The sequence below is a fragment of the Paraburkholderia sp. Ac-20340 genome (genome assembly GCF_017104965.1).
Lineage (GTDB): Bacteria > Pseudomonadota > Gammaproteobacteria > Burkholderiales > Burkholderiaceae > Paraburkholderia.
The window spans coordinates 82,277-95,422 of sequence record NZ_JAAGPR010000028.1 but is presented as its reverse complement, the minus strand read 5'-3'; the positions used below and the strand labels follow the sequence as shown (position 1 = coordinate 95,422).

Sequence of the window (13,146 nt, the reverse complement as noted above, 5' to 3'; positions counted from 1 at the left end):
AGAAAACCCGTTGTAGTGAGGTCTATTCTGGCCGCGAGGGGCGGTACGAACATCGTCTGTTGAGACTATGATGTTCCGGCTTCGACTACGCTCCCGCGCCCTCAGCGAAGGCTTCGCGCAGACGGTACTTGAGTACCTTTCCGGCCGCGCTGGTGGGCAGAGCGGGCACGATTTCAATGCGGCGCGGCACCTTGTAATTGGCCATGTTGCGGCGCGCCCATTGCGCGAGCGCTTCGCCATCGGCTTGCGCGCCCGCACGCAGCACGACCCACGCGTGCCCCACTTCGCCCAGGCGCGCGTCCGGCACGCCGATCACGGCGATCTGCGCGACGGCCTCGTGCGCCGCGAACAGACGCTCGATCTCCGCCGGATAGCAGTTAAAACCGCCGACGATAAACATGTCCTTGATGCGATCCGTCACGCGCAGATTGCCGCCTTCATCGAGCGAGCCGATATCGCCGGTATGCAGCCATCCTTGCGGATCGATTGCATTGGACGTAGCGGCCGGATCGTCGAGATAGCCACGCATGACGTTGTAACCGCGCACCCAGACTTCGCCCGTTTCGTTCGGCGCGAGCGCGGCGCCGTCCACGCCTGCGATGCGCATCTCGACTCCAGGCATCGCGCGGCCCGAGGTTTGCGCGACGGTCTGGGCATCGTCGCCGTGGCGGCAGAGCGTGGCGAAGCCACAGGTCTCCGTGAGGCCATAGCCGGTCAGCACGGTTTCGAAGCCCAGTTCGGCGCGCATGCGTTCGATGAGGCTGGGCGCAATCGCGGCCGCGCCCGTCACCGCCACGCGCAATGACGCGAGATCGCGGCCCGCGAGGTTCGGCGCATCGAGCAGCGCGTAATAGAGCGTGGGCGGCCCAGGCAGAACGGAAATCCGTTCGCGCACCACACGTTCGAGCACGGCCTGCGGATCGAACACGGCATGCGGCAGCACGGTCGCGCCGCTCGCGAGCGCCGCAAGCCAGCCTGCCTTGTAGCCAAAAGCATGAAAGAAGGGATTGACGATCAGATAGCGGTCGCCCTCGCGCAGCGTGGCAATCTGCGCCCAGTCGTGCACGCCGCGCAGGTTCTGGCCGTGCGTCGTCATCACGCCTTTCGGGCGGCCCGTGGTGCCCGAGGTGAACATCACGTCCATCAGGCTATCCGGGCTAACCTGTGCTTCGCGCGCGTGAACCGCGTCGAGCGGCGTCTGCCCGGCGCGCTGCAAAAAGGTCTGCCAGCTTTCGCAGCCGTGCTCGACATCGCCATCGAATACGATCACGCGTTCCAGCGATGCGGGCCGATGCGGCGCCAGCATCGACGGATACTGCTCGCCAAGAAATTCGCCACAGCAGAACAGGATGCGCGCGCCGCTATCGGCGAGAATCGCCCCTGCTTCAAGGCCTTTCATGCGCGTGTTGACGGGCACGAGCGCCGCGCCCGCGCTCTGGATCGCCAGCGCCGCGACGATCCATTCCGCCACGTTGGGCGCCCAGATCGCCACGCGGTCGCCGGGTTCGATCCCGCACGCCATCAGCGCGCGTGCCGCTTCGATCCGCGCGGCGTCGAGTTGCGCGTAGCTGAGGCTGAGCGCTTCGGATTCGATCGCCATGCGTGCGCCGTAGCGCGCGGCGCCGCGTGCGATCAGCGCGGGCGTTGTGAAAATGCCGTTAGGCTTCATCCAGGGTCTCCGGAAAGACGAGCGCCGCCGCAAGACAAGCTGCGGCGGCGCGGATAAATCGGAACATAGTGTGACGCTAATCGGGGAATACGATGCGGATCTGGGCGCTCGCGGGCCTGGCGCTGCATGCCAGCGTCCAGCCGTCGGCACGTTCTTCTTCGTCCAGCGCGGCCTCGGCATTCAGCGCGACTTCGCCAGCTTCGACACGGCACATGCAGGCGCCGCACAAGCCGTTGCGGCAGGAACTGGGCGGCGCGAGACCGGCGCGCTCCATCGCGTCGAGCAAGGTCTCGCCAGGCTCGCAGGTGAAACGATGGCTCGCACCATCGAGCTGCGTTTCGACTTGCGCCTGCGCGCCTTCGCTTGACTCGCTGGTTGCGCCCGCAACTTTTTCAACGCGATCGGGCAACGAAGCAAAGCGCTCGACGTGAATCTTCGCGCGCGGCAAACCCAGCGCCAGCATCGCCGCCAAAGCGCTTTCCATAAAGAGCGCCGGGCCGCAGATAAAGCAGGTTTGCTGACTCCACGGCCGCGCGAGTTCTTCCAGATGACGTTGCTGCGGCACGCCCTGCACACTGTCGAGCCAGTGAATCACCCGCAATCTGCCCGGATGGCGCTGCGCCAGTTCGCGCAACGCCGCCCCAAAGATCACCGACGATTCATCGCGGTTCGCGTAGATCAGCGTGAGCATGCCGCGTCCGCCCACCAGCGCCGCCTTCAGGATCGACAGCACCGGCGTAATGCCGCTGCCGCCTGCGAACAGCAGCAGATCTTCGTCGAGCGAGCGCGGCGTAAAGACACCCGCGGGCGTCATCACGTCGATTTCATCGCCGGGTTGGACGGCATCGCATAGCCAGTTCGATGCGCGCCCGTCACGCACGCGCTTGACCGTGATCTTCGGCGCTGCGTCCACGCCCGGCGCGCTCGACAACGAATAGCAGCGCTGTAGCGATGCCTCGCCGTGCGGCAGGCGCAGCGTGAGAAACTGCCCCGGCCGGTAGGCGAATGTATCCGCGAGCGCGCCCGGCAGTTCGAACACGAACGAGCGCGCATCGGCGCTTTCGGCAATCACCTCGGCCACACGCAGCCGATGAAAACGCGCTTCGGTCATGGCAGGACTCGCGTGCATGCGTCAGGCAACGCCCATGATCATCTGCGCATTGTCGATGCGGTATTCGCTGCCGTTGATAAAGCGCGATGCATCGGAAGCGAGGAACAACACCAGTTGCGCGATATCTTCGGGCAGGCACATGCGCGAACGCGGATCGACCGACTCCGTGAGTTGCGCGCGGCCCGCTTCGGCCGAGCCGAAGAACGGTTCGGTCATCGGCGTGAGAATGCCGTCGGGGTGGATCGTATTGGCACGCACCTTGTAGCCCTGCGTCTTGCAGTGCGCAGCAATCGCACGCGTGAGCGCCGTCACCGCGCCCTTGCTCGCCGAGTACGCGCAGAACGCGCCCAGACCGCCCAGCGCCGCCACCGACGACATATTGACGATCGCGCCGCCCTTCTCCTTCATCGCCCGCACCGCCGCCTGGCAGCCGAGGAAATAGCCTTCGGCATTGATGCGCATGATGCGTTGCCACTGTTCGAGCGTAGCGTCCTCGATGCTGCCAAGCTGGAGGATGGCGGCGTTATTCACCAGCACGCCCGGCGTGCCGAAGTGCTTTTGCGTCGTGCCGAATACGTCGTTCCAGCCCGCTTCCGATGCAATATCGTGACGCACGAACAGCGCCGCATCGCCGATCTGCGCGGCCACCGCGTGGCCCGCTTCCTCGTTCACGTCGGTCAGCACCACGCGCGCGCCTTCGGCTGCGAACAGCAATGCGTCGGCCTTGCCCACGCCGCTTGCTGCGCCCGTCACGATGGCGATCTTGCCTTTGAGTCTGTCTCCCATCTTCGTTCTCTCTTTGTCAGTGTGTCAGTGGATGAAGGGGTAAAACGGTTGCGCCTGCAACGTTATTGTTTGAAGCGTCGTGCGCGGCCAGCACTTCACGTGCTGCTGCGCGGCCGGCCTGACGGCCCGACCAGATGCAATCGGCCAAAGACAGGCCGCTTACGTAGTGATTCGATGCCAGCCCGCGTGCGGCGCGCCCTGCGGCGTACAACCCTGCAATGGCGTTGCCGTTCGCGCGCAGCACGGCATGGGTGGTTTCGTCCACGCGCAGCCCGCCCAGCGTGATCGCCGGACAGGGAAACACGCGGCTATCGGCGGAAATATCGAGCGCGTAGTACGGCGCACTCGCGAACGCCGAGAGCATTGCGGCAGACTTGCCGAATTCGCCGTCGCATCCTTGCGCAAAGGCTGCGCGATAGTTGGCCAGCGTGCGTTCGAGCGTAAGCGGATCGGCGCCGATCAGCGATGCCAGTTCCGCCGGGGTATCGGCGCGCCGCCGGTTCGCAAGCATCAGCAGCAAAGCAGGCACGCTCTGGAATGCCCACAGACGCCCTCGCACGCATTCGCGCAACGCTTCACGCACGAGCGCAGAATCCAGAATCAGCCACGCACGGCCGTCACGCGTCTCGCACATCGCATGGCCGAGTTTCGCGCCATACACTTCCTCGTTGCAGAAGCGCTCGCCACGCGCATCGACCACGCAGCCGCGCGCCCACGCAAACGGCGGGTTGATAAATCGCCACGCGGAAACACGCTCCATATAATCAGCAACCCCGCCCGCCGATTCACCCAGGCGAATTCCCGAACCATCGCAAGCGGTGGTACCAAGCCGCCAGTTCGCGAGGTAATGCGGCGCGTGTTGCGCCACCATCTCGCGGTTGAAAATAAAGCCACCCGTTGTGAGCACAACGGCATTGGCGCGGATGTCGCGTACCTCACCTGCGTTCTGCTCCAGCTTGAGAATGGCGGTACGCAGGCGATCGGCCAGCGCGGGCAAGCCGTTGTGCAGCTTGTCGGCCCAACGCGCGAGCCGGGCATGATGCCTGCGGGCGCGGCCGGGCTTCACGCTCCAGACCTGCGCGCCCATCACGCGCCCCGTTGTATCGACGATCAGGCGGCGCACGCTGGCGTGCTGCTCGATCTCGACATTCGGTTCCGCTTCCACGGCGCGACGCAGCGTGGCGAACAACGCGCGCCCCGACATGCCGCGCGCCACCACGCGATGCCCGCGCGGCGCAGGCGGCACCTCGGGTGCGTCGCCCACGGCCTCGTTGCCCGAGTAATACAGGTAGGCGCGCTCAGGCGGATACGACGTCTTGCGCTCGGGCATCGTGGCGCTAAAGCGAACGCCGTGCCGTTCCAGCCACGCGAGTTGCGCCACGCTACCGTGGCAGAAACGTTCGAGCGCGGCAGGCGTGACCGCATTGCCCACTTCGCTGCGCAGATACGCGGCCATGGCTTCGGGCGTATCCGCGTAGCCCGCTTCGCGTTGATACGGCGTGCCGCCGCCCGCGTAAATCACGCCGCCACTCTTTGCGCTCGCACCGCCGCCTTCGAGGCGCTCGACGATGCGCACGCGTGCGCCCGCCTGTGCCGCTTCGAGCGCGGCGCAAGCACCCGCTGCGCCAAAGCCCGCAATCAGCACGCCGCAGGTGTCGTCCCAGCGATGCGCATTCGCATCGGCGATAACGAGTGGTGTTTCCACAGGCGTGGCGCTCGAGTTCATGCGCTGGTAGCGGCGTTCGTAGCGGTCGTATAAGCGCCATCGAGGTAAAGCAGCGGTTCGATGTCGCCGCTAAGCTTCACCTCGCGCAGCTTGCCGATAAACACCGTATGCGTGCCGTAATCGAAGCGTCCGTCCTGCGTGCAAAGCAGATTCGCCTGCGCGCCGTCCAGATACGGCACGCCCTGTTCCGAGCGCTGCCAGTCGCCGCTCGTAAAGCGCGCTTCGCCTTTGAGCCGGCCGCTGCAATCGATGGCGATATCCTGCTGGCTCGCCGCAAGCAGATTGACGCAGAAGTCCGCCCCGGCCGCGAGCGGCGGATACATCGACGACGACTGGTTGATGCAGATAAGCAGCGAAGGCGGCTCGGTCGACAGCGAATCCACTGCCGTTGCCGACATCGAATAACGCCGCTCGCCGTCGCAGCAGCTGATGACCGCGACCGACCGCGCAAGGCGGCGCATGGCCAGCATCATATCGGCGCGCAGCGGCTCGATTGAAAGTTCGCTCATTGTGTGACTCCACGAAACTCGCGATCCGTGCGCGAGGCTGAAACAGAGAAGGAAGCGCCGGCTTGCGCCGCGCAATGATCGGCGGCGCGATAGCCAAAGGTCATTGCGGGACCGAGCGTCGAACCGGCGCCCGGATAACTCGCGCCCATCACCGATGCGCTCGTATTGCCGATCGCGTAGAGCCCGGCGATCACGCTGCCATCGGCGCGCAATACACGTGCGTGTTCGTCGGTGACAAGGCCGCCTTTGGTGCCGATATCACCCGCATCGATGCGCACAGCGTAGAACGGCGCATCGCCAATCGGCGCGAGACACGGGTTCGGCTTCACCGCGGGATCGCCGTAATACGTGTCGAACAGATTGCCGCCTTTACCGAATTCTTCGTCGATACCGCTGGCTGCATAGTCATTCATGCGCGCAATCGTCGCGCGCAGTCCCGCCGCGTCCACGCCAATTTGTGCCGAGAGTTCGTCGAGCGAATCCGCTCGATGCAACAACGATCGATAGGAATCCGGAATACGTGAGTCTGGCATCATCGAACCCGGCATGATCGGGCCGCACGGATAACGCTTGCGAAAGCGCGCATCGAAAATCATCCACGCGGGCAGACAGGCGCCGGTTTTCGCATGATCGCGATACATCGCGTAGATGAATTCCGAGTACGGTGCGGCTTCGTCGACAAAGCGCTGACCCAGGCCGTTGACGATCACGCAGCCCGGCAGATTCCGCTCGACGAATAAGGCGCGCTGCTTCTCTTCGCCCGCCACGTTCAACGTAGGCGCGCCCCACACATGGGACATCAGTGCGAGCGCGCCGCCTGCGCGTTCGCCCGCGAGCATGCCGTCGCCGGTGTTGTGCGGTGGCGTGGCGCTCCACTGCGCTTCGGTAGGCTGCGGCAGATAGCGTTCGCGCAAAGACTGGTTGCGCTCGAAACCACCCGAAGCCAGGATCACGCCGCGCCGCGCGAGCACGCGCAGCATCTGCCCCTCGCGCTCGACCAGCACGCCATCGATATGACCATCGAATTCGATCAGATCGCGCATTGGCGTATCGAGCCAAAGCGGCACCTTGCGTTCGAGCAGCGCGTAGCGCAGCCCACCTACGAGCGCATTGCCAAGCGTGAGCCGCCGGTCGCGCCGCGAACGCAGCCGCGCGCGAATATCCAGCCAGTAACGGCCGAATTGGCGCAGCGCGAGCATCATGAAGCCGCGCTCTTTCGACAGCAGCGTATGCGCCTCTTTCGAAGTCACCGCCACACGTGCGCCAATCAACGTGCCAGGCGATGGCTGACGCAAACGCGCAAACTCATGGCCTAATCGCGCGCCGTCGAACGGCAGCGGATCGAGCGCGCGATAGCCGGGCATGGCGCCCGGCAGCGCCTGAAAATAATCGGCGTAATGCGGCAGCGACTGGTAACGCACAGGTGTACGCGCTTCCAGATAGCGCAGCATTTCCGGCGCGGTGTCCAGATAGGCATCGAGTCGTGCGCGCGAACTTGCGCCCGCCGTGCAGGCGTCCAGATAGACCCGCGCGGCTTCGCGCGTATCCTGGCCGCCCGCTTCGGCGATATGGTGATTGCACGGCACCCAGATGCCGCCGCCCGACACCGCCGACGTGCCGCCATACTCCCCGCTCTTTTCGATCACCACCACGGAAAGCCCCTGATCGGCGGCACGGCACGCGGCAAGCAGGCCGCCCGCGCCGGAGCCGACGATCACCACGTCGAATGTTTCGGTCTGCATGGGCTGCTCGCTCATGATCGCCGCCCTCAGATAAAGAAGTCGGTATTCGGGCGGCCGAGCATCACTGCGCCCAGGTTCTGGCCGAAGCGGTCGACGTTATTCGCGTAGTGCGCGCGCGCCGCGTGCAGGTCGAGAAAACGGCGCACGAGCGGATTGCGGCGATAGATGCCATTGCCGCCCGCATAGCGCAGCAGCGTGTTGGCCGCCTGCGCGCAACGCTCGGCCACCTGCGCCGATTGATAGCGAAACAGCACGCGTCGCGCGATCGGCACTTCGGGGCCGCCTTGCGCCGCGGCCAGCAATTCCGCGAAATTGCGGCGCAACAGCACCTGCATTTCGTCGATGGCCGTCGAGGCGTTCGCGCACGCGGACTGAGCGCCCAGATCGTCGGTCGTTTTCGCGCCGCTATTGGCGCTCACGCGATTCGCCGCATATGCGGTGAAGTCGTCGAGCGCGCCCTGCAATGCGCCGATGCAGGCCGTGCACACCGCACGCACGAAAATCTGCGCGAACGGCAGGCGAAACAGCGGCGCATCGTTCACCTCGAGCCCGGGGCTCGTACCCATCATGCCGTCCACCGCTTTATGCGTGCGATAGGCGGGCACGAACACATCCTCGACCACGATGTCGTGACTGCCCGTCGCGCGCAGACCCAGCACGTCCCAGTCGCGCTCGATGCGATACGCGCTTTTCGGCAGCAGGAACGTGCGATATTCGGGCGGTTCGCCATCGCGCGCGGGTGGTACCAGCGCGCCAAGGAAAACCCACTCGCACAACTCGCTGCCGCTCGAAAACTTCCAGTGCCCCGAAAGCCGGAAGCCGCCTTCCACCGGCGTGACCTTGCCCACCGGCATATAGGTCGAGGCGATCAGCGTGGAAGGATCGTCGCCCCAGACATCGCGCTGGGCCTGCTCGTCGAATAGCGCAAGCTGCCAGTTATGCACGCCGACCACGCCATACACCCACGCCGTGGACATACAACCGCGCGCGAGCGCCATCTGGATTTCGAAGAACACCTGCGGCTCCAGTTCGTAGCCGCCATAGCGCTTCGGTTGCAGCACCTTGAAGAAGCCGCCCGCCTGCAGGTCCGCGAGCGTTTGCGCCGGAATGCGCCCTTCGGCTTCCGCGGCATCGGCGCGCTGCGCCAGCACGGGCGCGAGCGCCTGTGCGCGCGCGATCAGTTCGGCCGCAAGGGCATTCGAATCGTGTTCTCGATGCACCGCTGTCTCCTTGTGTCTTCTTGATGTTGTGGCCGGCTTGCCGGTGTCAGGCTCAGGCGACCGCGCGCGCCTTCACGCGGTTGAAGTACGGAATCACGTGTTCGCCGATATTGCGGATGGTTTCAAGCTGCGCTTCATGCGGCACCGTACCCATCTGGCAGAGGAACAGCACTTCGTCCACGCCCGCTTCCATCAGGCGTCCTACATAACCAATGCAGTCATCGACCGTGCCGTAAGCGTGATTCGGGTTCATCATCGACAACGCCGGATCGCTGAAGTCCACCACCACTTCCTCCGATGCGAAGCGCGAGCGGATCACCATCTGGCCGCCGTCCGCCTGGACAAGATCGTCGCCCCAGCTCGACGGATCGGGACGCTCGCCACCGGTGTACCAGTACGCGAGCGACTCCATGAAGTAGCGCTGGCCGCGAATGCCGATCTTGCGGGCCTGCTGGCCGTCCGCCATGACGATGGCCGGGCACAGCGCCGCGAGATGTTCGGTCGGGCGGAAACCCACCTGATCTTCCGCCTTGCGCGTGCGCCACGCTTCGCGATAGAGCGCGTTCTTCTTCGCCACTTCGTCGGGGCCGCCAAAACCCAGCACCAGCGCACCGAGCCCACGCTGACCGGCGCGCAGCAAACCATCGCTATTGGTACAGGCCATATACATCGGCGGATGCGGGTCCTGATACGGTTTCGGGTGAATCGGACGTTTAGGAATCTTGATGTATTGACCGTTGTGTTCGATCTCGTCCTGCACGAACATCTTCGGCACGAGGTACATCGATTCGTCGATCATCGGCTGCAGTTCCGCGAGGTCGTAGCCGAACGCGCCCGCTTCCTGCTGGCTGCCGCCCTTGCCCACGCCAAAGTGCACGCGGCCCTGCGAAAGAATGTCGAGCATCGCGACGCGCTCGGCCACCTTGATCGGATGATTCATCGCGGGCGGCAGGCAGATTACGCCGTGACCGAGGCCAATGCGCGTCGTGCGGCCCGCGAGATAGGCAAGAAAGGTTTCCGGCGCGCTCATATGCGCGTAGTTCGTGAGCGAGGTGTGCTCGACGCACCAGACGGTGTCGAAGCCCATCTGCTCGGCCAGCAGCGCCTGCTCGACGGTCTCCTTGAAGACGCGGTGGTCGCCCTCGCGCGATGCATCGGTCGTCTGGGCTTCGTAGATCAGGGAAAACTTCATCGCGGGTGTCTCCTTGTTGTGTCGGACTCGCCGGCTGCGCCGCCGCGGATGGGCCAGGTCGGGCGAGATGGGAACCGCGTGGCGGTCCATGAGAGGAAGTGTCGGCGCGCAAGGCATGCGCGGCATCGTCTATTTGGATTAGCGTGTTTTGCTGCGCCAGGCGCGCAATGCGAAGGGTTGTAGCGGCCTAGTCCAATCGGACATGGCGCGCCGCTACGCGCGCGCTAGCATCGGCTCGTGGCATGACCACAGAACACACAAGGGGAAGATGCGATGAAGGCTTCGATGATGCTGTACCCGGTGGACACGATCGACACGGCGCTGCCGTTTTTCGTCGATGGACTCGGGCTCACGGTGAAAATGCGCGACGGCGAGCGCTATTGCGCACTGGAAGGCGGTCCGCTCACGATTGCGCTGGTAGCAGGCGATGAACGGATCGTAGAACGTCCGGCACTAACGTTCAGGATTGCAGAAGATGACGATCTCTATGCGGCGATGGCGCGCGTGGTAGCCACGGGCGCTTCGGTGCGCGTGCCGGTGCAGCAGGGGCCGCATGAATTGCGTGCCGTGCTGGAGGATCGCAATGGCGCGCTGCTGGTGCTCACGCAAAAGCATCTGGCGTGACGGACGAAGCGGCCTTTAACAGCACGTTAAAGGCCGCCTTCCTGAGTGACGCGGCGTCAACCCAGCGGCACCACGCTGCCCAGCAGGATACGCACGAGCGTGGCCTGACGCGTCACGCCCGTCTTCGAAAAGATCGAGCGCAGGTGTGCGCGCGCCGTGTTCTTGCTGATGCCCAGTTCTTCAGCGGCCTCTTCGAGTGTGAGGCCGTTGGTGAGCAGCAGCGCGAGCGAGGTCTCGGCGGGCGTGAGGTCGAACAGCTTGCGCACGACCTCCTGCGAGCGCTGCGATTTGCGGTCCGGGTCGCGCAAAAACAGCACGGTCGCGGGACGGCGGCGATTATCCTCCGACCAGTCGGACAGCGGCACCGTACGCACCAGCACGCCCAGTTTCGGGCGGTCGCCGCTACGCGTGACGGGCATCGCTTCCACCAGCGGCCCCGCGGTGCCGAAGTGGCCCATCATCGCGTGGCGAATCAGCCGCTGCAGCGTGCGGTTTTCGTGGCTATCGGTGGCTTCGACATGACCGTGCGCGATACGCAGGCCATCCGTTTCCGCGAGGATTTCATCGGCGACGCTATTGGTGCTCATGATCGCGCCGTTTTCGTCGAGCGTGACGGTGCCCACCAGCATGCGGTCGATGGCGCTCGCATAGAGCGTGCGCTCCGATTCCACCACGTCCAGGCGCGAATGCAGTTCCACCGCGCGGCGCAGATGCGGCAGCAGCAGCGCGCAAAACGCCTTGTCGCGTGCGGAAAAATGCGCGACGCCATGCTTGCGGCAAACGCGAAAGCGGCACTCCACGCCGGTTTCCGTGCGCAGATCGGCGCCCATGATGTAGCGCACGTCGGCGGGCTGCAGAAACTGTTTGTAGAGCTCGCTCGACAGCCAGCCGGTTTCGCCGAACACCTCGTCCACCGTCACCACGCGTTCGGCGGGCAGGCCCACGAACGGGTCGAGCGAATAGTAATAGTCGTTATACGAGGCATCGTTGGGCGCGCCTGCGCCTTCGGCCGCGTGCACCATGAGACCGCGGCGGTCGCTCGACGGCGAACGCAGGATCAGCGTGGCGTAAGTGGCGTCCAGATGCACGCGTATGAGTTCCAGCGCGGCCTTCCAGGGCACCGTTTCCAGCGGCCCCTGATAGATGCGCGCAAGCAGCGCGCTGAACTGCGGAACGTCGATGCCCGCCACGGCGCTCGCGTCCTGGCCCTCTTCCGGGGCCCATCTCGTCTCCATCAACACGGTCTCCGTCCTCCATGCCGCCTGCACGTCGCTTTTGCGACGGCCAACTTTACGGGGCTGTCATGCGATCGGCATCGGGAGATTCCCCTGGCCGGTGCATCGCCTCGCGTCTCCTGTTTCTCGTGCGTCTCATCTGTGGACGCTTCTTTGGCGGGGCGCGTACAGCACGAACCCTACGTTGCGCCCCATTCCAGACATTACGCCGAACCGCCTGCGCGCCCCTCGTCTGATCGGACGATGCCGCCGCCGCGCCCAGACGCTCCAATGCGCTCAATGACTATTCCGGGCGCCATAGGGCGAGATTTTCGCTGTATTCAGCGCCTGTTTCATCGCTGATTCCGGTCCTTCACATCCATTCATTCCAAGGAGAAACCCGCATGGCGCTCGATCCCCAGGCCGCCGCGCTGCTTGCCTCGCTGGCTGGCGCGCCCGCGCCCGACTATGCGCGGCTCGACGCCGCCAGTTATCGCGCCGCGCTCGCGGCCGGCGGCGCGGCCAGTGCGTTCGGCGCAGGCGACGCTGTCGCCGCCGAGGAAGACCTCGCGTTGCCGGGCCCCGCCGGTGCGCTGGCTGCGCGTCTTTATCGTCCGGTTGCTGGCCTGGATGGCGGTGACGAGGCGCTTGCGCTCACGGTGTTTTTCCACGGCGGCGGCTTCGTGGCCTGCGGAATCGACACGCACGCCAACCTCTGCCGCACGCTCGCGGCGCGCGCCCGCACGCTCGTGCTATCGGTCGATTACCGGCTCGCGCCCGAAGCGCGCTTCCCGGCGGCCGCGCACGACGCCCTCGCTGCCGTGCGCTGGGCGGCCGCCCATGCCGTGCAGCTGGGCGCGCGTCCTGATGCGCTGGCCGTCGCCGGTGACAGCGCGGGCGGCAATCTCGCCGCTGTTTGCGCCCAGCAATTGCGCAACGAAGTCACGATTGCCCACCAATTGCTGCTCTACCCGGTGCTCGACTGCGCGCACGAGCATCCTTCATACGAAAGCTTCGGCCAGAGCTACCTGCTCGACGCCGGTTTGATGCGCTGGTTCAAACATCAATATTTCGATGCCGATGCGGATCGCGCCTGCCCGCTTGCCAGCCCACTCGGCACCGAATCGCTCGATCAGGTTGCGCCCGCAACCATCATCAGCGCCGAATACGACCCGCTGCGCGACGAAGCCGAACGCTACGCCGCGCGCCTCGCCCAGGCGGGCGTGGCCGCAACGCTGGTGCGCTGGCCGGGCCAGATACACGGCTTCGCCAGCATGCTGGGCGTGTTCGATGCCGCCGACGCCGCGCTCAGCTTCGGCGCGCACGCCTTGCACGCGGCGCTTTATCGCTGAT

11 protein-coding genes are annotated in these 13,146 nt (G+C 65.2%); 2 read left to right on the top strand and 9 right to left on the bottom strand.

Features of this window, described 5'->3' with window-relative positions:
• Window positions 1–85 precede the first annotated feature (85 nt).
• The 8 genes from G3N59_RS27825 to G3N59_RS27790 all read right to left on the bottom strand — a co-directional run bounded on the left by G3N59_RS27825 (window position 86) and on the right by G3N59_RS27790 (window position 9,955).
• Window positions 86–1,669: a FadD3 family acyl-CoA ligase gene (locus tag G3N59_RS27825; protein WP_205986042.1), complete on the bottom strand. Its 1,584-nt coding sequence runs from the start codon at window positions 1,667–1,669 to the stop codon at window positions 86–88.
• Window positions 1,670–1,745: 76 nt separating this feature from the next.
• On the bottom strand, window positions 1,746–2,780 hold the full coding sequence (locus G3N59_RS27820; RefSeq protein WP_205986041.1) for a ferredoxin--NADP reductase: 1,035 nt from the start codon (window positions 2,778–2,780) through the stop codon (window positions 1,746–1,748).
• 21 nt (window positions 2,781–2,801) lie between these two features.
• Window positions 2,802–3,566, bottom strand: a complete 765-nt coding sequence (locus tag G3N59_RS27815; RefSeq protein WP_205986040.1) for an SDR family oxidoreductase — start codon at window positions 3,564–3,566, stop codon at window positions 2,802–2,804.
• A 16-nt stretch (window positions 3,567–3,582) separates the two neighbouring features.
• Window positions 3,583–5,271: an FAD-binding protein gene (locus G3N59_RS27810; RefSeq protein WP_346777947.1), complete on the bottom strand. Its 1,689-nt coding sequence runs from the start codon at window positions 5,269–5,271 to the stop codon at window positions 3,583–3,585.
• A 17-nt stretch (window positions 5,272–5,288) separates the two neighbouring features.
• On the bottom strand, window positions 5,289–5,801 hold the full coding sequence (locus G3N59_RS27805; protein WP_205986038.1) for a flavin reductase family protein: 513 nt from the start codon (window positions 5,799–5,801) through the stop codon (window positions 5,289–5,291).
• Entirely contained in the window at window positions 5,798–7,558 is a 1,761-nt protein-coding gene (locus tag G3N59_RS27800) for an FAD-dependent oxidoreductase (protein WP_205986037.1), read from the bottom strand. The genes G3N59_RS27805 and G3N59_RS27800 overlap by 4 nt, the downstream gene beginning before the upstream one ends.
• Before the next feature lie 11 nt (window positions 7,559–7,569).
• Window positions 7,570–8,763 (bottom strand): acyl-CoA dehydrogenase family protein, encoded by a 1,194-nt coding sequence (locus tag G3N59_RS27795; RefSeq protein ID WP_205986036.1) that lies wholly within the window; start codon window positions 8,761–8,763, stop codon window positions 7,570–7,572.
• 52 nt (window positions 8,764–8,815) lie between these two features.
• A complete protein-coding gene (locus tag G3N59_RS27790; protein ID WP_205986035.1) occupies window positions 8,816–9,955 on the bottom strand; it encodes an LLM class flavin-dependent oxidoreductase in 1,140 nt (379 codons plus the stop codon).
• A 273-nt stretch (window positions 9,956–10,228) separates the two neighbouring features.
• Here G3N59_RS27790 and G3N59_RS27785 point away from each other — a divergent pair, with 273 nt between their 5' ends.
• A complete protein-coding gene (locus G3N59_RS27785) occupies window positions 10,229–10,579 on the top strand; it encodes a VOC family protein (protein ID WP_205986034.1) in 351 nt (116 codons plus the stop codon).
• A gap of 56 nt (window positions 10,580–10,635) precedes the next feature.
• On the opposite strand, the gene G3N59_RS27780 is transcribed toward G3N59_RS27785, so the two are convergent.
• Entirely contained in the window at window positions 10,636–11,814 is a 1,179-nt protein-coding gene (locus G3N59_RS27780; RefSeq protein WP_205986033.1) for a helix-turn-helix transcriptional regulator, read from the bottom strand.
• 383 nt (window positions 11,815–12,197) lie between these two features.
• On the opposite strand from G3N59_RS27780, the gene G3N59_RS27775 reads away from it, so the two are divergent.
• Window positions 12,198–13,145: an alpha/beta hydrolase gene (locus tag G3N59_RS27775; protein ID WP_205986032.1), complete on the top strand. Its 948-nt coding sequence runs from the start codon at window positions 12,198–12,200 to the stop codon at window positions 13,143–13,145.
• Window position 13,146 lies beyond the last annotated feature (1 nt).